The sequence below is a fragment of the Jujubicoccus corallicola genome (assembly GCF_047345645.1).
In the GTDB taxonomy this organism is placed as follows: domain Bacteria; phylum Pseudomonadota; class Alphaproteobacteria; order Rhodobacterales; family Rhodobacteraceae; genus JBLEFH01.
This window is the reverse complement of sequence record NZ_JBLEFH010000007.1, coordinates 210821-234225: the sequence shown is the minus strand read 5'-3', so window position 1 is coordinate 234225 and position 23405 is coordinate 210821. Positions and strand designations below refer to the sequence as shown.

Sequence of the window (23405 nt, the reverse complement as noted above, 5' to 3'; positions counted from 1 at the left end):
ACATTGGCATCGGAGTCGCTGTTCACCGCATCCGCCGCAACGGTGCTGGCCTCAGTGAACTCATACCCATCCGGGGTCGTGAACCGGACCTGATAATCGCCCGCCGCGAGACCGTCGAAAAGGTATTTGCCATTCGCATCGGTCAGCGTGGTGGCCACCACCTCGCCATCGACCAGCAGCTCGACAGACACACCCGCCGCCCCGCTCTCAGAACCGTTCAGCACGCCGTCGGCATTGGTGTCATACCAGACCGTGTCGCCAAGGGAGGCAGTGTGGGGGTCCTCGACGATGAGACCAGCGTCGACGTTGCGCTGATGCTCGCCCTCGCTGAGGCGGACCACGCCGCTCAGGCCGTTATCGCCCGCGTCAGAGTCGTTATTGGCCGCTTCCGGGCCCGCTGGGCTTTCGGTGGTGAAGACATAGCCGCTCGGGGCCACGAACATTACCTGATAATCGCCTGCATCGAGATCGTCGAAGAGATATTTCCCGTTGGCGTCCGTCGTCGTTGTGTCAAGAACGGTCTTGCCATCGGCGCTCATCAGCAGAACCTTCACACCCGACGCGCCTTGCTCGCCTGTGTCGAGCTTGCCATTGCCATTGGTGTCATACCAGACCGTATCGCCGAGGGACGGCTTGTCGCAGACCTCGATCCGCAGATTTTCGCGCTGCGGCGCGCAGGTCGGATCATCGGTTTCCCGGATCAGGGTCACATTATAGACATTGTCCTTGCCGTGATCTTTCGGGTTCTCGTAATCCGGCGCCTCGCGGAAGGTCACCTTGCCATTCGCATCCACCTTGAAGAGCGCCGCATCAGGGCCTTCGAGACGATACGTGACTTCGCCGGTCTCCTCGAAATCCTGCTGGACGGTGGAGCGGATGAGTTCCCGGCCATCGGCATCGCGCTCAGTGGTGACGTTGCCGGAAATCTCGGTGATGCCCTTGGAGGACAGGCTGACGATCTCGCCGCGCTCGACCTTGGCATCGCCATTGTCGACCCAGAGGCTCAGCCCGTTCAGTTCCGCGCCCTTGATGATGCCGTCGCCATCCTTGTCGAACAGCGTGCGCAGCTTGTCATAGCCGTCGGTATATTTGCCGTCCTCATCGCCGAAGAGGCGCAGGCCGGTCATTTTCTGGTTGGCAATGCCGGGGCGCGTGTCGATCAGGATGCCGTCGCCGGAGCCGTCGAACCACTCGATCCGCTCGGCCTTCCCGTCGCCATCCATGTCGAAGAGCACGGTTTCGCCAAGCGTTTTGATGCCCGATTTATCCGCCGAGGAGGTCTCGCCGGTGACGCCAATCTCGCCGTCGCGGTTCAGATCAAGCGCGATTGGTGTGGTGACGATCCGCTTCACCTTCGAGCATTCTTCGTCGAGATCGTTGTTATAGATGCTGTCGACCTCAAGGCCGAACACATAGTTGAAACGTGCGGACTCTGTGCCGACATAGAAGGCTTCCGAACGAACCTGGCCAGCTTTGATCACCACATCAATCGTCTCGTAGCGCGGTGCGCCGTTCTCGTTGCTCTGATTGGTCAGATAGGCAAAGCCGTCGGGCGCGTAGTCGAGCCCATCTTTGGGCGCAACTTCCGACGGATCTGTCGTCAGGCGCACGGTCACGGTGACATCGTAATCGACCGCTTCTTTCAACCAGACATAATGGGTGAACGCGGTCGGCCCGCCATTGTTCCAGACGCCATCCTTATCCGGGGTGTCATTGGCATTGCGGCCGATATTGGCACAGATCGGATCTTCGGCGACCATGAAATACACGTCCTCGCTGATGATCTCGCAGGTCGTGTCGAAATCCTCGACGAATGTGTCGTTCTCGCAGATCTCGATGGTTTTATCGATAATCTTGCCTTCAAACCCGTTATCGATCCCGGAGAGCTCCTTGCCCGCCTTGATCTCAATAGAGTCGCTGGTGTCTTTCAAACGGTTCTTGTCACTATACTCGGTCGCCTCGGTGAAGCCGATCTTGTATTTGCCCGGCGCGACGCCCTCGAAGCTGTAATTGCCGTTGGCATCGGTCTCGGTATAGACACGCTCGCCATCGACCCAAACACAGGTGCCGTTCTCTTTGAGCAGATAGACAATCCGGCCACCGATGCCGCCCTCGTTGTCATCCTGACGGCCATCAAGATCGCCGTCATAATAGAGCGTGCCGGTCACGACACCGGTATCATGCACCATCTCGACCTTGCGCAGTGACACATTGTCGATCAGAGCCCCTGCCCCGTCATCGGCAAAATGCGTGCCCTCGGCCCAACCCGTTTCGATGAATTCGATGGTGTGCGTCCCTTTGCTCAGTTGCAGATCAAAGGTCCGATTCATGAAGTCCGGGAGCGGCTCACCGTTTTTCGTGCCTGCACCGACGAGTTGGACAAGCTCTCCATCGACCCTTACCCCGAACATGTTGGTATAGGAATCCGAATACCAGGCACTGTCGCGAATATCGCGCAGGCCATAATCGAAGGACATCTGATAGGTCCCGGCTTCGGTGACATTGACCACTTGCTTGATGCCGCCAAGTTCCCAGGCGTTGACGTCAAGCTCAACCACCGAATTGTTGAGTTTCTGACCTGTCTTCATGTCAATGGTCTGAACCTCAATCTGGCTCGCATAGCCTGCGGCCTTCCAGCCTTCGACACCGCCGTCATCATAACGATAGAACGGCAAATTGCGGTACTGGTGACCTTCAAAATCGCCATTAACGATCAGCTCTTCACCAAGCTCGCGGACTTTGAGATCGTCGTATTCGGCGCCAAGGGCGTTCATCGCGGTGGATTTGAAGCCCATGTCGATATCGCGCGTCTCCGCGCCGTTTTCGACCTTCACATAGTTGATCTGCCAACCGTTGCTGACCCGCTGGTCGATATCGCTGTCAAATCGTTCATCGCCGCCCTGACTGGAGCGGACCGGATCGCGCCCGGTGTCATTGATCACGCGAACACGGTAATCATCGTGGTCCGGCAGACCGTCAAAGCTGTAATTGCCGTCGGCGTCAGTGGTGGTTTCCTGAACGACCTTCCAGCCATTGTCATATTTCCAGAGCTGCATCTTCAGCCCGGCCAGCCCACCATCACCATCATCAACATTGTTATCGTTCTGATCGACGAAAATGCGGCCCGAAATCGCGCCGATATCACCGTCTTTCACCCCGGCATCAATGTTCTCGGTCGTGCTGCCATTGCGGACTTTCACATAATTAATCTGACCATCGTCACGCAGCACCTGACTGATATCGCTATCGGTCTCGGTGGATCCAACATCCGACGTTACAAAGTCCTGACCGGTATTGTTGATGAAGCGGACCCGGTAATCTTCATTATCGGGCAGTCCCGTAAAGATGTAATCGCCGTTTGCATCGGTCACGGCTTCCTGAATAACCTGCCATTCCTTGTCGTCGTGATTGTAGCTCCAGAGCTGAACGGTCGCACCGACCACAGCGCCGCCATCATCGTCCTGATTGTTCCCGTTCTTGTCGACAAAGAAGCGCCCGGTGATCGCCCCGGTGGGCTCTGCATCCGCGGTCTCGTCGGCCATCGCGCGCGCACGGATGATCTCGGTCTCATCGCTGTCCGTGTCGCTGACATAGCCGGTGCTGGTCTGCCATGCGATCAGCTTCGTAAAGGCTTCTGCGCCGAAATTGCTCCGGAACCAGGCTTCACCTGTCGCATCCAGAATTTTTGCAAGATAATCATTTGTGTAGTTCGAATGGATCTGGCCCATAATGTCGGTCCCACCTTTGCGTAAAAGTCGAATAAAATTCGACTAGAATTTTATCAAAACGTGTTTTTTGGGTCCGACCCAAATCTTTCCAGATTCCAGATCAGGGAGTTCGCGAGAATGACAGTCCAGCTATGTGTTCTCGTGTAACATGAGAATTCCCCACCCAAGGCCCAACGTTCCCCGGGACCTTGGCAAGAAGTTGCTCAATGGGTCAAGAAATAAGTATACAAAGGGTTAATTAAAATTCCTGCTTTCCTCGATAGTTAGGCTTGCATTTTTATAAAAGTTTCAAAATAGGATGATTCGCGAATGCAAAAATATCAATTGACATGCGTTTAAATGTTATAACGTCTCAAAGCGCTTCGGGTGCACATTGATACTTGTCAGATAGTGATTCGCGCTCAGATTTTGAGAGCGCCTCCGCGCATGAAAAAGGCAGCCACAGAGATCGTCGCTACCTTCATCTTTGCCGGCCCGGCGCATCCGCGCCAGCGTGATCAGCCGAAAATATCCCAGAAGCTCCAGCCGTCATTGTCTTGCGTGATGTCGTTGCCATCCGCGAGCGCCTCGCGGAGCGGGCCGAGATAATGCGCGTTGAGGAAGCCATCAAACTCGCCCTCCCCTTCAACATAATAGACCTCGTCGCTCAGGCGGTCGCCGAAATTATGGATGAAGCGGGAGACGAAATCCCAGTCATCCTCTTCCGAATAGATATAGGTGACCTCATCGGAGCCACCGCTCAGGTTGTAGCCGGGGCTGTTGAACACCACCGCGTCACTGGAGATCGGGCCGAAATCGATCACCGATTCCGCATATTGCGCCAGATACCCGCCGAGCGAGTGGCCGGTGAAGGTGATATCCGAAATTTCCAGCCCCATACTGGCCGCCGCATAGTAAGAGTCGATCGCAAAGGACACCGCTTCCCCGGCCTGCGCGGGCGGGCCAAAGAGAAGCTGCACATCGGCAATGGCATCGCCAAACCCTTCCGTGCCGCCAAAGCCGATGACGAGTTCATTATCCGTCTCATCGTAATAAGAGATGCCGGAAAAAGAGCTGTTCGAGCCATTTCCGGTGACTTCAAGAATTTCGTCATAGCTTCTGAAGTCGAACCCATCGGTGTCGTCATAGGCAAAGCTGGAAATATCTGCATAATCGATCAGTTCCTGGCGGCTATACATGGGCGGTTCCTCCTGAGATATGGTCTTTTGCGCATCATACACGATAAAAACCTCCGTCAAATGCGGTTAAAAAATGGTAAATCGACAAATTGTCTAAAATCCTGATCACCGGTGCGCGGGCGCCCGTGGCGCTGCATCTGACCCGGCTTCTCGGCGCGGCGGGAGAGACGGTGTTTGTCGCCGACAGCGTGCCCGCCACCCTCGCCGCCGCCTCCCGCTATGCCGCCGGGTTTGCGCGGCTCCCCAGCCCCAATGCGGATGCGCAGGCCTATGGCGACGCGCTTGCCGCGCTTCTTGCGCGCGAGGCCATCGACACGGTCCTCCCCACCTGCGAAGAAATCTTCCACCTCGCCGCCCTCTGGGCGCGCCGCGACTTGCCCGCCAAGCTGCTTGCACCGCCCCTCCCCCAGCTTCTCGCCTTCCACGACAAATTCCACTTTCACCAAACACTGGCGACCCTCGGCCTCCCGACGCCGGAGACGCGTCTGCTCACCTCAAAGGCAGCTTTCGACCAGATCCGCGACCTCTCGCAGATCGTGCTGAAACCCGCCCTCTCCCGCTTCGGCGGCCATGTCCATGTCGCGCCAGACCTGCGCGTCCTCGCCCGCATCCGCCCGACGCCAGAAACCCCATGGCTGGCGCAAGACTTCATCCCCGGAACCGATCTGTGCAGCTGGTCTTGGGCGCATGACGGCAAGGTCACCGCCTCCGTCATCTACCGGCCCGACTATCGCACAGGCCGCCACGGCGCGGCCACCTGCTGCCAGCCGACCGCCGCGCCCGATGCGCAAGAGATGATCCGCCAAATCGCCGCGGAAACGCAGTGGACAGGCCACCTCGCCTTCGACTTCCGCCGCGATCCAATGGGCAAACTCTGGTTCCTCGAATGCAACCCGCGCGCGACGAGCGGTCTGCATTTCTTCCGCGATCCCAAAGCCTTCGCCGCCGCGCTTCAAGGCGAAGGCGCGGCGATCCCCACCGACCGCCCGCAAATCATGCGCAGCGCAGCGCTCCTCTACAGCCTGCCGCGCGCGGTCCGGGACGGCACCCTCCGCCCGCTCCTACGCGACCTGCGCCGCGCCCAGCCCATGCTCGACTGGCCCGGCGATCCGATTTCCCCGCTCACCCCGACCAAGGTCTTCGCCCAATTCGCCACCCGCGCGCTCCTGAGCCGCCAGTCGCTGACCGACGCCTCCGTCGCCGACATCGCCTGGAACCGCCCCGATCAGAGCTGATAGCGGCGGATCAGCGGCACTCCGACCTTGCGCAAAATCTCGGCAATCGCGCCAATCGCCAGCCTCTGACGGCGCGGCAAATGCGCCGCATAAATGGCCGTGTATTCAATCGCCGGCCGCGCGCCGCGCAGCCGTTTGAACCGCGCCGCGCCCGCGCTGCTGTTGAGCTGCAATCTGGCCTCGCGGGCGGCGCGAAACGCATGGGCCGTGACCAGCCGGTAAAGCCCATCCGAGGCCGGGCGCGCAAGGTCATAGCCAAGCAGCGGCTGCGTCAGCACCGGCCCGTTGCGAAAGAGCCCGCCGACCGCGACCATCTCGCCCGCCGGGTCATACCATCCGGTCAATGTCAGCACACCCGCCCGCTGCATCGCCTTGATGTATCGCGGCGTGTATTGCGGATTGAGCGGCGTGTATTTCTCCAGATAAAGCTGGCCGTAGAGCCGCGCCGCACGCGCAAAATCCGCGTCGGTGAACGCGTCCCCTGCCTTCGCCGCAAACCCCGTCCGCTCCAGTGCCCGCAAGTCCCGCCGCAAATCGCGGGTCTCAGCGCAGGCTTGCGGGTCCGTCAGCCAAACCTGCCGCATCGGCATCAAGGTGAACCCGGCGTCTCGCAGCGCCGCCAAACTCGCCGCGTCATGCCCCTCATTGAGCGAGCGCATCACCACGGCGCGATCCGGATACGACGCCGTCAGATCATCCCGGATCGCGGCGGCGGTCGCGGCGCGTAGTGGCGGCACCGGGTTGGTCGAGACCAGCCAGTCATTCACCTGCACCTGATGGCCGAGCCCGCTCGCCGCCACCAGCGGGTGCACCAGCGAGATCAGTGCACCCGCGCCCGTCCGAGCCGCCCGGTTTGGCAGCGCGTGAAGCTCAAACCGCGCGTAATCGGTGAGCGCGGCCACCGGGTCGCTGATATAGCAATTGAGGGGGTTCTGCCGGGTCGAGAGACTGACCGGGAAGGCGATCCCGTCGAAACTCTGCATCCGCATCTCGGTCGTGAGATTGCCGATCAAAGTGGTGCTGCCCGCGCCGTTCACCGCCTCCACCAAAGCGGCAATCCGTGCCGGATCATTCCAGCTTGTCACGCGCCGCTCCGCCGCATCACCCGGCGCAATTTGCCGCCCTTGGGGCGCGGGTCGAGCGTGTGACGGCTAATCTCAGGCGACACGCCGCGCGCGCTGAAAACGGCCCGAAGCGCCGCCTCCACAGCGTCCTTCGCGCCCGCCTCCACCGCCTCTGGCAAACGCAGTTCCACCTGCGCCGCACCGGTTTGGATCACGCGAAAATCCGTGACCGCCGGGCTCGCCGCCAGCACCGCATCGCGCAGCGTGTCGGGCGTGATCCGCACCGCGCCGGAAGGCCCCAGCCGGAAAATATCGTCCTGCCGCCCCACCACCTCCGCCACTGCGCGCAGCGGCGAGCCGCAGGGACAGGGCGCGGCCATACGCAAGAGATCGTTCATCCGATAGCGCGCCATGATCTGCACCTGCCGCCGGAACCCGGTGATGAGCGGCGAGACCAGCCCGCCCTCCGCCTCTTCGAGCTCAAAATGCGTTGAGTCTTCGCACAAATGCAGGGTGCCATGGGCGCAGCTCACCGCCAGAAGCCCTTCTGTCGCCATGTAAATCTGGCGCAGCGGTCCGAAATGCGCCTCGATCAGCCCCCGGTCTTGCGGGTCCAGCGTTTCGGCGGCGGCGAAGATCCGCTGCGGTGCGATGCTGTGCCCGGCCTCGGCCATCAACCGCAGCATATGTGGCGTTGCGATCACGATGCTGGGCGCGAAGCGCTCCAATTCCGCACGCCACTCCGCCGGGTCGTGGTCGGTCGGGAAAAACTGCAAGGTGATCGGCCCGGCGGCGCTCGCAGCGTCATAGAGCCGGGCGTTGCGCGGGAGGATCAGCGCGATGCGGTGACGGCGCAGCAAGAGGTCCGGGATCGCTTTGGCCAGCAGCACGCCAAGCCAGCGGAAACTCTCCACCCGCGAGATCAGAAACAGCCCGCGCTGCCCGCTCGTCCCGGTGCTGGCCCCCGCGATCAGCCGGCCTTCGATGTTGCGGTCGATCCGCTCCCATACCGCGTCGGCGCTCAACCCTGCGGTGTTGAAGGCGGCGAAATCACCCATCACATCGGCTTTGTCGATGATCGGCAGATCGGCCAGCGTCGCCGGGTGGCGGTCCGCGTAAAACGGCGCGCGCGGCAGATCGCGGCGCAGCCATTCGGTGATCTGCGCGTCCTGCCAACGCAAAAACGCCTCACGAGAGAGCGCGCTGCGGGTGCGCCAGCGGGTTTGCAGGAAGGCCGGGAGGGTTTCGCGCAAGAGGTGCAGGGCGGCGGTCACGGGACGGCTCCGAAGCTAATCGGATCGTCCCATGGCGTGCCCGCCGGGTCGTGGCAGAGAACCACGCTGCCGCCATCTGCTTGAAACTGCGCGACGATCTCCCGGCTGCGGCGCTCCGCCGCGCGGTCGGCGGCAATCAGGCAGGCCGGGAATGGGACTTTGGCGTCTGCGGGGAGAAGCGCGTGGAGCCATGTCACATCGACGGCGTATAGCAGGCGCGCTTCGGTGAAGAGAAAGCTGTGATGGCCGAGGGCGTGGCCCCCGAGCGGGATGGCGAGCAAGCTGCCGTCGCCGAAAAGATCGTAGCCCTCAAGGCCCTGCGCGGTGCGGCGGGGGAAGTCCGAGAAATCTTGCATGGTTTCCCGCGCGTGTGTCGGCATCAGGTCCGCGAAAAATCCGTGGTGCACGCGCGCGAGCAGCGGTTTGGTGGAGAGTGTGTCGCAGGTGTTTTTCGGTCCGATGATCTGCGCGGAGGGCAGTTGGTCCAGACCGCAGATGTGGTCCGCGTGGAGGTGGCTGAGGAAGACGCGCTTGATCGCGCCCGGCGTCAGGTTTTGCCGCGAGAGGAACGCGTCGATCTGGCCCTCAGGGGTGAGTGTTGGCTTGAAGAGCCGCGCGTAAGCCTTTGTGGCAAAGCTGTTTCCTGGTCGAAACAGGGCGGCGCTGTAGCCGGTGTCGATCAGACAGGGACCGGATTCGGGATGGGTGAAAAATGCATAGCGCACCGGGAGGCGCAGTGTGCCGCCCTGCCCGCGCAGGAGGCGGTTTGCCTTGACCGTCATCGTCGCGCTTGTCGCAAAAACCGGGGTCATGGCGCGAAGCTCCGGGCGAGGCCCTCTTCGAAGCGAACCGAGGGTGTCCAACCGAGAAAGTCGCGCGCGCGGTCGAGGTTCAGGCTTTGCTGATAGGCGAAAAGGCCGAGGCTGTAGCGGGTCGCGGGCGGTTCGGGCTGGCCGGGCAGAAGCGCCGCGCCGGTCTCCATGGCGCGGGCCGCGAGCATCAACATACCAAACGGTATGTTTCTCCAGCGAACCGGCACGCCCGCCCGCGCGCAGGCGGCTTCTGCGATCTCGCGGACGGGCAGCACCTCCCCGCCGGAGACGTTGATAATCGCCTGATCCGACCGCTCGGCCCGCAGGGCGGCGAGGACCGCGTCCACCGCATCGTCGATATAGGTCAGGTCGATGGCGGCGCGGCCGCCCCGGAAGCGGGGGAGCGGGCCGCGGCGGGCGGCGCGGAGCAGGCGCGGCAAGAGACTGGTGTCGTTCGGCCCGTAAATGCCGCGTGGGCGGAGGATGAGGCCGGGGGCGCGGCTGGCTTGCACCAGGCGTTCCGCCTCGGCCTTGCTGCGGGCGTAGTGGTTAGCGAAACGGCCGGGGAGCGGTGTGTCCTCGCGGCGGCCCAGATCGTCGCAGAACGCGAAATGGACCGAGGGGGAGGAGATGTGGAAGAGCCGCGCTGTTCGCGCTTCGGCCCAAGCAATCACCGCGCGAGTGGCGGCGATATTCGCGCGCTCGAAGGCGGACCATGGGCCGAAGGGCGCGCTGAGGGCGGCGGCGTGGATGATGGCGCTGCCCTCAAGGGTCTCGGGGAGACCGGCGCTGAGATCGCAGGGCTGCACTGTGAACCCTTCCTCACGCAGCGCCTCAAGTTTTGCAGGATCGCGCCCGAGGCCGACCGCTGGCGTCCCTTCCGCCCGCAACCGCCGCAGCACCGCACCGCCGAGATGGCCGGTCGCGCCTGTGACCACGACCGTCATGAGGTCAGCGCCATGCCGCCGAAGCTGACCCCGGCGGCGGTGCCGAGCATCAGCAGTTTCTGGCCCGGCTGGATGCGGCCCTCGCGCCACGCCACATCGAGGGTGAAGGGGAGCGAGGCGGCAATTTGGTTGCCGACCTCGGCGGCAAGATCGACGATGCGATCCTCGGAAATCTCCAGCATCCGCACCATATGGCGGAGCGCATGGGGGCTGGCCTGATGCGGCACGATCAGATCGACCTCGTCGAGACGCCAGCCCGCGCGGGTGAGAAGCGTCTCCAGAAACCCGCGAAAGGCGCGAGCGGTGACGCGGAAGAGGGCCTCGCCGTCCATCTGGAACACGGCGTCTTTCAGGAAGGCGGCGGTGTCATCATGGACGCTGAGGCGGGTGCCCCCGGCGGCGATCTGGCAGGCTTCCCATGCGGCGGGAAAGCTTTGCCAATGGCGGGCGACGGGGGTGAGATGCGGGCGGCGGGCCTCGCGCTGAACGACCGCCGCACCCGCGCCATCGCCAAAGAGCGCGGCCACATCCGGCGCGGTTTCCCATGGCAGGGCGCGGGAGGCGCGTTCGGCGGCGACGATGAGCGCGGTTTGCCCCTCCCCGATCTCCAGCCAGCGCGCGGCGGCGTCGATCCCGGCGAGAAAGCCAAGGCAGGTCGCGTTCACATCGAAGCCGAAGCCCTTCCCGTCCGGCACGCCAAGCGCGCGCATCAAAAGCGGCGCGGTGCTGGGGAGCGTCTGATACGGCACGGCGCTGGCGTTGATCAGCACGTCGATGTCTTGGGGGGTGATCCCGGCGGCATCCATCGCGGCGCGGGCGGCGGTGACGGCAAGGGAAATCTGGTCCTCATTCTCGCAAAAATAGCGCGTCTCAACACCGGAGCGGGCGAAAGCCTCGCGCCCGATCTGGGGGAAGCGCGCGGCCAAAGCGTCGAGATCCTGCCGGCTTTGGGGCAGCGCGCGACCCGTCGCCGTGAGATGGACTGTCATATCAAATCTTACCGTTTACGCCCTCTTTAGGAAAGCGCGGCAGGCGGCGCTTTCAAGGGAGGGACTCGTAAGGTCAGATCCGTCTCAGCTCCCCTCGACGATCATGATATTGGCGATCCCATTGCCTTCGCGGTGTTTTTTCGCGTTTTGATAGGCCTCGGAATGATAGCAGGCGAGCGCCTGATCCATGCTCTCAAACTCGATCACGACATTGCGCGGATGGCCCTCGCCCTCAAGCTGCTGCACCGCGCCGCCGCGGGCCAGAACCTTCGCGCCAAATTCGCGAAACGCTTCGGACGCGCCTTCGGCATAGAGCTTGTAAGGGTCCGGGTTGGTCACGGTCACATGGGCGATCCAATAGGCTTTGGGCATGGGGGTCTCCTTTGGCAAAAGCGCGGCGGCACAGGGGGTGCGCCGCCGCACGTATCGTTAACGGCGGTTCAGCATCGGGGTCAGCACCAGATAGGCCGCCCCCGCCACGAACAGCCCGACGAACCACGCATAGGTGTAGATCGTCGCGAAGAATGGCGAGGCGCCACTGGTCAGCCCCACCCCGGCGAGAAAGCCCGGAATATTCGGCAAAATCCCGATGATGAGCGCGCCCATCCCGGCCCAGTTGGTGCCGCTGCTGCCCAAATAGATCCCCTCATGGCGATAGAGATCTGTGAGGTTCAGCCGTCTTTTGCGCAGCAGGTAATAGTCCGCCAGCATGATCCCGGCGATCGGGCCGAGCAGCGCCGAATAGGCGATGAGCCAGCCGGTGATATGGTTGATCAGCACCCAAGGGAACATGGCGATCCCGATGGCCGCGGTGATATAGCCGCCGCGCTTGAGGTTGATCTTGCTCGGCGCGAGGTTCGCAAACCCGTGGGCGGGTGCGACCGTGTTGGCCGCGAGGTTGGTGGTGAGCGTCGCCACGATCAGCGCGAAGAGCGCGATGATGACCGAGATGCCGCCCATACGTTCGGCAAGCTGGATCGGGTCCCAGATCGCTTCGCCGAAAATCACGATGGTGGCCGAGGTCACGGCGGAGGCGATGAAGGCAAAGAGCGCCATGGGGATCGGGAGGCCAATCACTTGCCCCTTGATCTGATCGCCCTGACTGCGCGCGTGGCGGGTGAAATCGGGGATGTTCAGCGCGAGTGTGGCCCAATAGCCGATCATGCCCGTCAGGCTTGGCCAGAAGACGGCCCAGAACTGGCCCTCCTGCGGCTGGCCGGGGTCAAACTGGCTGGGGGTGGAGAGCATCGGGCCAAAGCCCCCTGCCCGCAGATAGGCCCAGATCAGGAGCGCGATGCCCATGGCGAGCAGGAACGGCGCGGCCCAGATTTCGAGCCAGCGGATCGACTCCGTGCCGTGGGTGATGAAGTAGATATGCAGCAACCAGAAGGCGAGGAAGCAGAGGAACTGCCCCAAATTGATCCCGAGGATCGGCAGCGGATCGCCCGCCAGCGCGCCGCCGAGCAGCATGTTGAGAATGACGTAAATGGCCGAGCCGCCCACCCATGTCTGGATGCCGAACCAGCCGCAGGCGACGATCCCGCGCGCCACCGCCGGGATTTTCGCCCCCGCTGGCCCGAAGGAGGAGCGGAGCAGCACCGGGAACGGGATGCCGTAGCGCGTGCCCGCATGGCCGACGAGCAGCATCGGGATCAGCACGATCACATTGGCGATGAGGATGGTCATCACCGCCTGATCCCAGCTCATCCCCGAATTGATGAGATAGGAGGCGAGCAGATAGGTCGGGATACAGACCACCATGCCGACCCAGAGGGCGGAAATGGCGACCCAGTCCCAGTTGCGATCGTCCATTCCGGTCGGAAGCTGGTCCTCGTTATAAAGCGCAGGATCAAGAGCGCCGAGCTCCTGGTGAACAATCCCGGCTGCGTCCGGTTGATAATTAGGCTCCGACATTTTTTGTTCTCCTTATGAGGTCGCATAAGCGTCGTCGTTGGCGATGATGCCGCCCGCGGGTCCCTGTCAAAGCCCTGCGCGGCGGGTGGTGAGAGGCGGCCCGCGGCGGGCGGACCGCCCTGTTATCTTACACCCCGCTGGCCGGGATGCCGCTGCGCTGCACGGGGCGCGGCGCGGTGAGTTCTTTCCAGGCAGAGAGGGCGCGGTTCACGGCGGGCTTGGCCTCGCGGGGCACGAATTCGCCATGACCCTCGCGGCTGTCGACCTTGCCTTCCGTCACCGCGACTACACCGCGCGTCAGCGTGTAGCGCGGCAGGCCCTTCACGTGATGGCCCTCGAACACATTGTAATCAATGGCCGATTGCTGGCTGTCTGCGGTGATGGTTTTCTCCGCCTCGGGGTCCCACACGACGAGATCCGCATCCGCCCCAACCAGCACCGCGCCTTTTTTCGGGTAAAGGTTCATGATCTTCGCGATATTGGTGGAGGTCACGGCGACGAACTCGTTCGGGGTCAGCCGCCCGGTGTTCACGCCATTGGTCCAGAGCATCGGCATCCGGTCTTCCAGCCCGCCGGTGCCATTGGGGATCTTGGTGAAATCGCCCACGCCGTAGCGTTTCTGCTCTGTGGTGAAGGCGCAATGATCCGTCGCCACCACCGAGAGCGAGCCCGATTGCAGACCGGCCCAGAGACTGTCCTGATGCTGCTTGTTGCGGAAGGGCGGCGACATCACCCGGCGGGCGGCGTGGTCCCAGTCCTTGTTGAAATATTCGGACTCGTCGAGCGTCAGATGCTGGATCAGCGGCTCGCCAAAGACCCGCTTGCCCTGCTGGCGCGCCCGGCGGATCGCTTCATGGCTTTCCTCGCAGGAGACATGAACGACATAGAGCGGCACGCCCGCCATATCCGCCACCATGATCGCCCTGTTGGTCGCCTCACCCTCGACTTGCGGCGGGCGGGAATAGGCGTGCGCTTCAGGGCCGGTATTGCCCTCCTCCAGCAGCCGCGCCGAGAGATCGGCGACCACATCGCCATTCTCCGCATGAACCATCGCCAGCCCACCGAGATCGCCAATCCGGCGGAAGGAGGCGAAGAGCTCGTCATCCTGCACCATCAGCGCGCCCTTATAGGCCATGAAATGTTTGAAACTGGTGATCCCGCGATCCTTGACGACGGTTTCCATTTCGTCAAACACCTGCTCGCCCCACCATGTGATCGCCATGTGATAAGCGTAATCGCAATGGGCGCGGCCGGATTTGTTGTCCCACATCCGCAAAGCATCGAGCAGCCCCTGCCCCGGCGACGGCAGCGCGAAATCCACGACCATCGTGGTCCCGCCCGCCAGCGCCGCGCGGGTGCCGCTCTCAAAATCATCGCTCGAATAGGTACCCATGAAGGGCATTTCGAGATGGGTATGCGGGTCAATCCCGCCCGGCATCACATAGCAGCCGGTCGCATCGAGCTGGTTGTCGCCGCTAAGGTTCTCCCCAATCTCGGTGATCTTGCCCCCCTCTACCCGCACATCCGCCTTATAGGTCAGATCCGCCGTGACGATGGTGCCGTTTTTGATGACTGTACTGGTCATGAGTTTATCTCCCGGTGTATTTTGTCTAATTCGCGCGACCTAAGTCCAAACCCGATGTATTCTGAATGAAAGGTGTTTCCTTCAGTCGTCGACACTTCAAGGGAAGTACACACACTGAGCGTGTGCTCAAGATAACTTAGGCATGGACCGCCGTAGGTAAGATACATATCTTGGTCATCTAAATCTTGGGCGACCTCAGGATATTTGCCGCTAAACGTTATCCCTTCGGCAAATAGAGCTTTCTGTATAGCTTGCGCCTGAATACCTGAGAATAACCTTTGTCTGATGTGTTCAGCGCCGTGCTCATCTTTCAATAACTCTGAGGCGACTTTATTGAATGAAATCTCATTTGGTTGGATTAATGTGATTGCATCGTGGAATGGATTATTAGCTTTCTCTCTATTGGAGGCTTTTTGTGCGAACGCTAATGAATTAAAGTCTCGTCTGGCTAACAAATTTGCAATGACAACGCTATGACTTTCAATTTTTATCGGTCGGCCATCCCAACGAACGTTATTAATCAATACCGGAGCCGGGAAGGTGTTATTCGGCGAAAAATTAATTCGTTGTAGAATAACAGGTTCTGACTGATCATTAATTATATGAAATTCCACTTCCTGTATTACGCCATGTTCCGTGACGAAAAATTCGCCACTCTTGCCCGGCGCTTGAAGAATTTCCAGATTTTCGCTCTCACTTTGCCACTGCCAGTAGAGGCCGACACCTGACATTATCAGCGAAATTAAAATTCCAGCCGATTGAATGGTGTCAGTCATTCTCACCGCACCACCTCCGCTGCTTCCAAAACCGCATGGAGCAGCACATCTGCCCCCGCTTCGGCCCATTCCTTGCTGATCTCTTCGGCCTCGTTATGCGAGAGCCCGTCCACGCAGGGGCACATGATCATGACGGTGGGGGCGACGCGGTTGATCCAGCAGGCGTCGTGGCCGGCGCCGGAGACGATGTCCATGTGGGAATAGCCGAGGCGGTCGGCGGCGTCGCGGAGGGATTGGGCGAGGTCTGGGTCGAAGGTGACCGGATCGAAATGGCCGACGGGGTCGATCTCGATGCCAAGGCCGAGCTCTTCGGCGATTTTCGGGGCTTCGGCTTCCAGTTCCGCCCGCATTCCGTTCAGTTTCTCCAGTTCCGGGCTGCGGAAGTCGATGGTGAAGACCGCCTTGCCGGGGATCACGTTGCGGCTGTTGGGGTAGACATTGGCCTGCCCGATCGCGCCGACGGCGTTTGGCTGGTTGTCCATGGCGATGCGGTGGACGAGTTCGGTGATCCGCGCCATGCCAAGCCCCGCATTGACGCGCATATTCATCGGCGTCGAGCCGGTATGCGATTCCTTGCCCGTCAGCGTAACTTGCAACCACCAGAGGCCCTGCCCGTGGGTGACGACGCCGATCTGCGTGTTTTCGGCCTCCAAAATCGGCCCCTGCTCGATGTGATATTCGAACATCGCATGCATGGGCCGCCCGCCGACCTCTTCGGTGCCGCGCCAGCCGATGCGGTCCAGCTCCTCGCCAAAGGTTTTGCCCTCGGCATCCTCGCGGGTATTGGCGAAGTCCTCGGTGTGCTCGCCCGCATAGACGCCGCTGGCGAGCATGGCGGGGGCGAAGCGGGTGCCCTCCTCATTGGTCCAGTTGACGACGACGATGGGCCGTTTGGTTTTCACGCCCATATCGCGGATGGAGCGGATGACTTCGAGGCCGGAGAGCACCCCCAGCACCCCGTCATATTTGCCGCCCGTGGGCTGGGTGTCGAGATGGCTGCCGATATAGACCGGGTCGAGATCCGGCTCCGCCCCCTCGAAGCGCATGAACATATTGCCCATTTTGTCGAGCGCCATGGACATGCCCGCCTCCTCGCACCATGACTGGAAGAGCGCGCGGCCCTCGGCATCTTCATCGGTCAGCGTCTGGCGATTGTTGCCGCCCGCGACCCCCGGACCGATCTTGGCCATCTCCATCAGGCTGTCCCAAAGACGGTCCGCATCGATCTTCATATTGCTGTCGGGGCTGGTCATAGGCGGTCCTTTCGATCACATTTGCAGGCGCATCGGCTTGGCCTGTTTTGACCAAGCTTTTGATAACAGGCTATAAGAATTGCGAATCCAATCAAGAGCGGGACGCAGATGGACAAGGCGCGGCGGCTGACCCGCATTCAAAAGCGCAATCGCGAGGCGATTTTGACGGCGGCGCTGGAGGTCTTCGCGGCCCATGGATTTCGCGGCGCGACGGTCGACGAGATTGCCACGCTGGCCGGGCTGTCGAAGGCCAATTTGCTCTATTATTTCCGCTCCAAGGAGGAGATTCATCGCACGCTGCTCGACGCGCAGATCGAGGAGTGGCTGGCCCCGTTGCAGGCGATTTCGGAGGATGGCGAGCCGCTGGAGGAGCTGCTGGCCTATATGCGCTGCAAGCTCGATATGAGCCGCACCCATGCCAAGCAGAGCCGGCTTTTCGCCAATGCGGTGGTGCGCGGCGCCGAACATATCGAGGCGATCTTGAGCGGGCGGCTCAAGGCGGTGGTGGATGAGAAAGCGGCGCTCATTGAGCGCTGGATGGATGAGGGGCGGATTGCGAAGAGCGATCCTTACCATCTCATCTTTTCCTTCTGGGCGATCACCCAGCATTACGCCGATTTCGAGGTCCAGATCCATGCGGTTCTGGGGCCGGATCACGACCCCATCACCGAGGCGCGCCCCTTTGCCGAGACGCTGTATCGCCGCCTGCTGACGCCCTGAGCGCGTCACTTCGGAAAGGCGCGCGCTCAGGCTCATTCGGCCGCCGTGGCCGAGGGGTTGTTGGGATGCTCGGTCCAGTTGGCGTAATCGCCGACCACCTCGCCCGTGCGCGGGTCCGTCTCGCCCTTCTCAAGCTGCCGCATGGTGATGCAGTTCTCGACCGGGCAGACATCGACGCAGAGATTACAGGCGACGCATTCGTCATCCTTGACCGAGAACACACGATCCGCCGACATATCAATCGCCTGATGGCTCGTGTCCTCGCAAGCCGCGTAGCAGCGCCCGCATTTGATGCACAGATCCTGATCAATCTCGGCCTTGGTGACGTAATTGAGGTTGAGATATTGCCAATCCGTCACATTTGGGCGGGCGCGGCCCACGAGATCGGCGGTGGATGTGAAGCCCTTCTCGTCCATATATTCCGAAAGGCCGGAGATCATCTCCTGCACGACCTTGAAGCCATAGGTCATCGCGGCGGTGCAGACCTGCACATTGCCCGCGCCAAGCGCCATGAACTCCGCCGCGTCGCGCCATGTCGTCACCCCGCCAATGCCGGAAATGGGCAGATCCGCCGTCTCCGGGCTGCGGGCGATTTCGGCGACCATGTTTAGCGCAATCGGTTTCACCGCCGGGCCGCAATAGCCGCCATGGGTGCCCTTGCCGTCAATCGTCGGCTCCGGCGCGAAGAGATCGAGATCGACCGAGGTGATGGAGTTGATCGTGTTGATAAGGCTCACTGCATCCGCGCCGCCGCGTTTCGCCGCCTCGGCGGGTTTGCGCACATCGGTGATGTTCGGGGTCAGCTTCACGATGCAGGGCATCCGGCTATATTGCTTCACCCAGCGGGTGACCATTTCGATATATTCCGGCACCTGACCCACGGCGGAGCCCATGCCGCGCTCGGCCATGCCATGCGGGCAGCCGAAATTCAGCTCGACCCCATCGGCCCCGGTGTCCTCGATTTGCCTCAGGATCGTTTTCCAACTGTCCTCGTCGCAAGGCACCATCAGGCTGATGATCAGCGCCCGGTCCGGGTAGTCGCGCTTCACCGATTTGATTTCGCGCAGGTTCACCTCCAGCGGGCGGTCGGTGATCAGCTCGATATTGTTGATGCCAAGCACCCGGCGATCCGCGCCATACACCACGCCGTAGCGCGGGCCGTTGACGTTCACGACCGGCGGGCCTTCCGCCCCGAGGGTTTTCCAGACGACCCCGCCCCACCCCGCTTCGAACGCGCGGCGGACGTTGTATTCCTTGTCGGTCGGCGGCGCGGAGGCGAGCCAGAACGGGTTGGGGGATTTGATCCCGATAAAGTCGGTGGTGAGATCAGCCATGATTACGCCCCTCCCATGAGTTGCTGGTGAATGTCTTCCGCGGCATCGCGGCCTTGGGCGACGGCGGAGACGGTGAGGTCCTCGCCTGCCGTGCAATCGCCGCCGGCCCAGATTTTCGGGTTTTTGGTGCGGCCATTCGCATCGACCGCGATCTTACGCCCGTCAAGGGCGACGCCGTCCGGTAACCCGCCGAGTTTCTGGCCGATGGCAAACAGCACCTGATCGGCTTTCAGCGTGAAGGTCTCAGGCCGCTGCGCCATGGCGCCGCTCGCGTCATCCTCGGTATAGGCGAACTCGATTTCCTCGACCTTGCCATTCCCGCGGATTGCAACCGGCATGGCGTTGCAGCGGATGCGGACCCCGGCCTTACTGGCGTGTTCCTGCTCGACCCATGAAGCGGAGAGCCGCTCCGGCCCGCGCCGGTAACACATGGTGACATTTTCCGCGCCCAAAAGCCGCGACTGCACCGCCGCATCCACCGCCGTCATGCCGCCTCCGATCACGACCACATCGCGGCCGACGGGCAGCGTGGTCAGATCCTCGGTCTGGCGCAGCTCGGCGATGAAATCGACCGCATCGCGCAGCCCGTTCATCTCGCCGCCAAGCCCGAGATCATTGACCGCGGCGAGGCCGATCCCGAGGAACACGGCATCATAATCCGCCGTCAGTTGATCGAGCGAAATGTCCCGGCCAAGCGCGACGCCGTTCTCGATGGTGATGCCGCCGATCTTGAGCAGCCAATCCACCTCACGCTCGGCAAACTGGTCGCTCGCCTTATAGGCCGCGATCCCGTATTCATTGAGACCGCCGGCTTTGGGCCGCGCCTCGAACACCTTCACATCATGACCCTTCATCGCGAGACGGTGCGCGCAGGCGAGACCCGCTGGCCCTGCCCCCACCACCGCCACGGTTTTGCCCGTGGCCGCCGCGCGGGCGAAGGGGTGCGGATCGTCCAGCACCCGGTCCGTCGCATAGCGTTGCAGCGCGCCGATCTCGACGGGTTTCTCCTCCGCTTCCATCCGCACACACGCGCCTTCGCAGAGCGTTTCCGTCGGGCAGACCCGCGCGCACATCCCGCCAAGGATATTCGACGACAGGATCGTTTTCGCCGCCGCATCGGGCGTGCCGGTCGCGATCTGACGGATGAACAGCGGAATGTCGATCTCCGTCGGACAGGCCGTGATACAGGGCGCGTCATGGCAGAAATAACAGCGATCCGCCGCCACCTGCGCCTCATGCGGATCGAGCGGCGGGCAGTAATCGGCGAAATTTTCGGCAATGAGGGTGGAGGAAAGCCGCCCCTCGGCGATTCCGGGTGTGAAGGTCGAATTACTCACTGGCTTGCTCCCTGGCTGGCGAGTGTCTGATGTCATCCGCGCGCGCGGCCGCCCGTGCGTGTGGACCAAACGCTGTTATCCGCGTTTCCTTCGAGAATGACAGAACCGGAAATTTTATCAACTGGTAAAATTTTGAGCCGTTTCAACATGAAAACAAGGATTTCGCAGATGCAAAAACGCCGCGCATCGGGGAATGCGCGGCGTTTGCTGTGGCGGTGTGACTCGCTCTCGGTTGCTCTGCGGGACGGCCTAGATGCGATATTCCTGCACGCGCTCTTTCGCCCGCGCACCCGCTTTGGCGCCGCTCCATGGCGCATCGGCGGCGAGTTCGAAAAAGAGCCGCCCTTCGCGCCCGCGATGCTGGGCCTGCCCCTGGTCCGGCAGCAGCGCGGCGACGGCGGTGTCGAATTCGTCGGGCGTCACCGGACGGTTGCGGAAATTCGTGACCGAGTTGTCCGTCACAATCGGATAGACCCGCAGCTTTGGCGCACCGCGTGCCCCGATCATCAGCTCGGTCACGAGGCCAAAGGGCGGCGCGTCGAATTTGTGGAAGCCGCTGCCCGGCGTGTTCCAGACGAAATTGCCGATGCCGAAAAGGACCGGCTTGCCGTTCAGCATCTCGATGCGCTGGCTGGAATGGGTGCCGTGGCCGATGATCACGTCGATCCCGGCGTCGATGAGGCCCCAGGCCAGCTCGCGCTGCCGCTCGGTCACATCCTGATAATCCGTGCCCCAATGGGGATAGGCGACGAAAATCGGGTCCGCCAGCTCGGCCCGCAGATAGCGGATCATCTGGCCGATCCGCTCCGGGTCGAGCCGCGCGACGCCTTCGGTTTCGGGGCTGGCATACCAGCGATAGCGGCGGTCGTAGCGATTGCGATGCTCAAAGCCCGCGAAGATCACGAGGGACCGCTCGCGCCCGCCCACGGTGAGGGTTTTCACAATCGGGCGTTCGGCCAGCGAGATGTTCGGGCCCGCGCCGAAAGGCACGATGCGCGCGCGGGTGAGTTGGTCCTGCGTTGCCGAGAGACCAAAACCGCCGCAATCGAGCGCGTGGTTATTGGCGAGGGACAGCGCGGTGAAGCCCGCCCCGCGAAGCGCGCTCACCGTCCGCGCCGGATCGCACCAGCCGAGGAATTTCTTGCGCCCGCGCAGCCGCTCGTCAATGCGCGGCGCCAGCGGGACTTCGAGATTGCCGATCAGCATGTCGGCAGGCTCCAGAAGGTGCTGCACATGGCTCAGGCACTGGCCATAACCCTGATCGAGAAGGCGCTGAAGATCGCGGCATTTGGGGTAATGGCGATAGGCCTCGCCAAAGCCGATATCGCCCACGAAGGTCGCGGTGAAGCTCTGCTCGCGCAGCTTGGCGTCAAGGCTCTCGGCGACCTGATCGCGGCTCCGCGCCACGGGGCTCGCGGTCTCGTCCGGGGCAATCAGCGCCATGGCGGCGAGCGCGCGCGGCATGAGATCCGGATCGGCGGCGGCGAGGATCTGGCTGTTCGAGACCTGTTGCAGCGTCATGATCGCCGCCTCATGGATCGGCTCATTCGGCAGAACGGCGAGATCGACCCGCTCCAGCCCCAAACCGTTGCGGATGATCCCCTCGTCGGAGACCTCGACCACCGCCGCGTCGATCCGCTGCTCCCAGAGCACCGCATCGGGGCTTGGCAGGGCGATCACATGATCCGCGCCCTTTAGCACCGCCTCGTTCTGGCTATAGACCCCGAGTTTCGCGCCGGTTGTCCGCGTGGCGGCGATCATGTTCTTGACCACGCTGGCGGAATCCGTGCCTTTGGCGACCGCGATCACCGGGGTATGGCTCTGCGCGCCTTCGGGGAAGAGGACGTTCACATAATCGGCGGCCACATCGCGCGGCTCGCTTTCGGCGACGATCAGGTGAAGCGACATGCCCGGCTGGGTGTTCGCCTCGCAAATCGCGCCATTGGTGGCCTCGGGCGATTTCGAAATATCGGTGGTCAGGTAATCGATCCCGCACATGTCGATATTGAGGATCTGCGCGGTGCGTTCGGCCATCTCGCGCACCTCGGGGTGGACCTTGTCGGTCACATCCACCGTATCGCCGCCCATGGAGACATTCGAGACGCCATTGATCTGAATGATTTTGCCCTTTTTCGGCACGCTGTCGGGCGAGAGCCCCTGCCCTTTCAGATGCGTTTTCGCCGCAGCGTCCAGCTTGATCGGCAGGCGCATGGCGAGGCGGCCATGGGGGACCGGCGCGCGCAACGGGTCCTTGTTCACCTTGGCGACAAGCTGGCGGATGGTCGATTTGCCATTGCCGACCACACGGGCCGGGCGGCGCAGGCTGGCGGCGCGAATTTCCCCGCCGATCACGAGCAGCCGATATTCATCCCCCTCGATACAGCTTTCCACCAGCACGATGCGCGAGACCTTGCGGGCATAGCGGAAGGCGCGCGCGGCTTGCAGCGCGGAGCCGGGACGCACGGTGATCCCCTTGCCCTGATTGCCATCGACGGGCTTGACCACGACATTGCGGCCAAGGGCATTATACGCCTCCACCGCCTGACGAATGGAGCGGACGGTGCGCTGCTGCGGCACCGGGATATTCGCCTCGGCCAGCATCGCATTGGTGACGGTCTTTTTCTTGGCAAGGCGCTGGCCGATCAGAGAGGTGTCCGAGGATTCCGTGCCGCGCAGGACTTTGGAATATTGCCCGGAGCCGAGCCGCACAAAGGTCGATTCCGGCACGCTGTTCCACGGGATACCGCGTTTCGCGGCGCGGTCAGCCAGCTCCAGCGCATCGGAGGCCGGGGTGCGTTTGGCTTCGCGTTTGAGGAAGGCGGTGAGGATCTCGGAGACGCTTTTTCGCAGATCCTTCTCCGTGCCGCCCGCTTGCAGAGCGGTCAGAAGCTCTGCGCCCGCGCGGGCGGCGTTGCGGCCGATCCGGGGGTTGCGGGTCTCGAAAATCGCCGGGCCTTTCGGCACGAAAGCGCAGGCCGAGACGGGCCAATGCAAGGCGCGCTGGAAGAAAATCGCCAGAACCTCAACCACATGCGCCGCCGGCACGGCACTCCGCGCGCCGCCGATTTGCGCCCAGCCGGGAAAATCGGTGATGCTGGCGCGCTGCGGGCCGATGGCTTTGTAAAGCGTGCGGATCTCTTCGGGCGAGACGGCGGCGCTTTTGGGCAGATCCGCCACGATCACAGGGCTGCGGGACCATGGATTGCCTGCGGCGAGGCTCGTGAGTTTCCTGATTTTCATCCTGTCGCTCCTTCGGATC

General features: G+C 62.3%; 17 protein-coding genes. 2 read left to right on the top strand and 15 right to left on the bottom strand.

Annotated elements, in window-relative coordinates; translation table 11 throughout:
• Both ACMA5I_RS12065 and ACMA5I_RS12060 read right to left on the bottom strand, forming a co-directional pair.
• On the bottom strand, positions 1 to 3728 hold a 3728-nt coding region (locus ACMA5I_RS12065), incomplete at its 3' end, for an MSCRAMM family protein (protein WP_525886526.1).
• A 497-nt stretch (positions 3729 to 4225) separates the two neighbouring features.
• Positions 4226 to 4906 (bottom strand): hypothetical protein, encoded by a 681-nt coding sequence (locus ACMA5I_RS12060; protein ID WP_525886525.1) that lies wholly within the window; start codon positions 4904 to 4906, stop codon positions 4226 to 4228.
• An 89-nt stretch (positions 4907 to 4995) separates the two neighbouring features.
• On the opposite strand from ACMA5I_RS12060, the gene ACMA5I_RS12055 reads away from it, so the two are divergent.
• Positions 4996 to 6141 carry an ATP-grasp domain-containing protein gene (locus ACMA5I_RS12055; RefSeq protein ID WP_525886524.1) on the top strand — a complete coding sequence of 382 codons (1146 nt, stop codon included), beginning with the start codon at positions 4996 to 4998 and terminating at the stop codon, positions 6139 to 6141.
• On the opposite strand, the gene ACMA5I_RS12050 is transcribed toward ACMA5I_RS12055, so the two are convergent.
• From ACMA5I_RS12050 to ACMA5I_RS12005, 10 genes are all read right to left on the bottom strand, one after another.
• Positions 6132 to 7226: a GNAT family N-acetyltransferase gene (locus ACMA5I_RS12050; protein ID WP_525886523.1), complete on the bottom strand. Its 1095-nt coding sequence runs from the start codon at positions 7224 to 7226 to the stop codon at positions 6132 to 6134. The genes ACMA5I_RS12055 and ACMA5I_RS12050 overlap by 10 nt on opposite strands.
• Positions 7223 to 8479, bottom strand: coding sequence for a CoF synthetase (locus tag ACMA5I_RS12045; RefSeq protein ID WP_525886522.1), 1257 nt, complete (start codon positions 8477 to 8479; stop codon positions 7223 to 7225). Before ACMA5I_RS12045 ends, ACMA5I_RS12050 begins: the two co-directional genes overlap by 4 nt.
• Positions 8476 to 9291: an MBL fold metallo-hydrolase gene (locus ACMA5I_RS12040; protein WP_525886521.1), complete on the bottom strand. Its 816-nt coding sequence runs from the start codon at positions 9289 to 9291 to the stop codon at positions 8476 to 8478. Before ACMA5I_RS12040 ends, ACMA5I_RS12045 begins: the two co-directional genes overlap by 4 nt.
• Entirely contained in the window at positions 9288 to 10238 is a 951-nt protein-coding gene (locus ACMA5I_RS12035; protein ID WP_525886520.1) for an NAD-dependent epimerase/dehydratase family protein, read from the bottom strand. Before ACMA5I_RS12035 ends, ACMA5I_RS12040 begins: the two co-directional genes overlap by 4 nt.
• Positions 10235 to 11227: a 3-oxoacyl-ACP synthase III family protein gene (locus ACMA5I_RS12030; RefSeq protein WP_525886519.1), complete on the bottom strand. Its 993-nt coding sequence runs from the start codon at positions 11225 to 11227 to the stop codon at positions 10235 to 10237. The genes ACMA5I_RS12035 and ACMA5I_RS12030 overlap by 4 nt, the downstream gene beginning before the upstream one ends.
• A gap of 84 nt (positions 11228 to 11311) precedes the next feature.
• Complete coding sequence (locus tag ACMA5I_RS12025) at positions 11312 to 11599, bottom strand: DUF1330 domain-containing protein (protein ID WP_525886518.1); 288 nt, start codon at positions 11597 to 11599, stop codon at positions 11312 to 11314.
• Between the two features lie 57 nt (positions 11600 to 11656).
• Entirely contained in the window at positions 11657 to 13141 is a 1485-nt protein-coding gene (locus tag ACMA5I_RS12020) for an NCS1 family nucleobase:cation symporter-1 (protein WP_525886517.1), read from the bottom strand.
• A gap of 127 nt (positions 13142 to 13268) precedes the next feature.
• Positions 13269 to 14726 carry a dihydropyrimidinase gene (hydA, locus tag ACMA5I_RS12015; RefSeq protein WP_525886516.1) on the bottom strand — a complete coding sequence of 486 codons (1458 nt, stop codon included), beginning with the start codon at positions 14724 to 14726 and terminating at the stop codon, positions 13269 to 13271.
• On the bottom strand, positions 14723 to 15502 hold the full coding sequence (locus ACMA5I_RS12010) for a hypothetical protein (RefSeq protein ID WP_525886515.1): 780 nt from the start codon (positions 15500 to 15502) through the stop codon (positions 14723 to 14725). The genes hydA and ACMA5I_RS12010 overlap by 4 nt, the downstream gene beginning before the upstream one ends.
• A gap of 2 nt (positions 15503 to 15504) precedes the next feature.
• The gene (locus ACMA5I_RS12005) at positions 15505 to 16755 is read right to left on the bottom strand and encodes a M20 family metallo-hydrolase (protein ID WP_525886514.1); all 1251 of its coding nucleotides are present in this window, start codon (positions 16753 to 16755) and stop codon (positions 15505 to 15507) included.
• A 108-nt stretch (positions 16756 to 16863) separates the two neighbouring features.
• Here ACMA5I_RS12005 and ACMA5I_RS12000 point away from each other — a divergent pair, with 108 nt between their 5' ends.
• Complete coding sequence (locus ACMA5I_RS12000) at positions 16864 to 17475, top strand: TetR family transcriptional regulator C-terminal domain-containing protein (RefSeq protein ID WP_525886513.1); 612 nt, start codon at positions 16864 to 16866, stop codon at positions 17473 to 17475.
• Positions 17476 to 17507: 32 nt separating this feature from the next.
• Here ACMA5I_RS12000 and preA read toward each other — a convergent pair whose 3' ends face one another.
• The 3 genes from preA to ACMA5I_RS11985 all read right to left on the bottom strand — a co-directional run bounded on the left by preA (position 17508) and on the right by ACMA5I_RS11985 (position 23386).
• Complete coding sequence (gene preA / locus ACMA5I_RS11995) at positions 17508 to 18809, bottom strand: NAD-dependent dihydropyrimidine dehydrogenase subunit PreA (RefSeq protein WP_525886512.1); 1302 nt, start codon at positions 18807 to 18809, stop codon at positions 17508 to 17510.
• A gap of 2 nt (positions 18810 to 18811) precedes the next feature.
• Entirely contained in the window at positions 18812 to 20146 is a 1335-nt protein-coding gene (locus ACMA5I_RS11990; protein ID WP_525886511.1) for an FAD-dependent oxidoreductase, read from the bottom strand.
• Between the two features lie 249 nt (positions 20147 to 20395).
• Entirely contained in the window at positions 20396 to 23386 is a 2991-nt protein-coding gene (locus ACMA5I_RS11985; RefSeq protein ID WP_525886510.1) for a CapA family protein, read from the bottom strand.
• Positions 23387 to 23405 lie beyond the last annotated feature (19 nt).

What these genes read in the sequence shown, in the direction of transcription:
- ACMA5I_RS12060 (WP_525886525.1), bottom strand. Translation starts at nt 4,906, where the DNA reads ATGTATAGCCGCCAGGAACTGATCGATTATGCAGATATTTCCAGCTTT.
- ACMA5I_RS12040 (WP_525886521.1), bottom strand. Translation starts at nt 9,291, where the DNA reads ATGACCCCGGTTTTTGCGACAAGCGCGACGATGACGGTCAAGGCAAAC.
- ACMA5I_RS12035 (WP_525886520.1), bottom strand. Translation starts at nt 10,238, where the DNA reads ATGACGGTCGTGGTCACAGGCGCGACCGGCCATCTCGGCGGTGCGGTG.
- ACMA5I_RS12030 (WP_525886519.1), bottom strand. Translation starts at nt 11,227, where the DNA reads ATGACAGTCCATCTCACGGCGACGGGTCGCGCGCTGCCCCAAAGCCGG.
- ACMA5I_RS12025 (WP_525886518.1), bottom strand. Translation starts at nt 11,599, where the DNA reads ATGCCCAAAGCCTATTGGATCGCCCATGTGACCGTGACCAACCCGGAC.
- ACMA5I_RS12020 (WP_525886517.1), bottom strand. Translation starts at nt 13,141, where the DNA reads ATGTCGGAGCCTAATTATCAACCGGACGCAGCCGGGATTGTTCACCAG.
- hydA (WP_525886516.1), bottom strand. Translation starts at nt 14,726, where the DNA reads ATGACCAGTACAGTCATCAAAAACGGCACCATCGTCACGGCGGATCTG.
- ACMA5I_RS12010 (WP_525886515.1), bottom strand. Translation starts at nt 15,502, where the DNA reads ATGACTGACACCATTCAATCGGCTGGAATTTTAATTTCGCTGATAATG.
- ACMA5I_RS12005 (WP_525886514.1), bottom strand. Translation starts at nt 16,755, where the DNA reads ATGACCAGCCCCGACAGCAATATGAAGATCGATGCGGACCGTCTTTGG.
- ACMA5I_RS12000 (WP_525886513.1), top strand. Translation starts at nt 16,864, where the DNA reads ATGGACAAGGCGCGGCGGCTGACCCGCATTCAAAAGCGCAATCGCGAG.
- preA (WP_525886512.1), bottom strand. Translation starts at nt 18,809, where the DNA reads ATGGCTGATCTCACCACCGACTTTATCGGGATCAAATCCCCCAACCCG.
- ACMA5I_RS11985 (WP_525886510.1), bottom strand. Translation starts at nt 23,386, where the DNA reads ATGAAAATCAGGAAACTCACGAGCCTCGCCGCAGGCAATCCATGGTCC.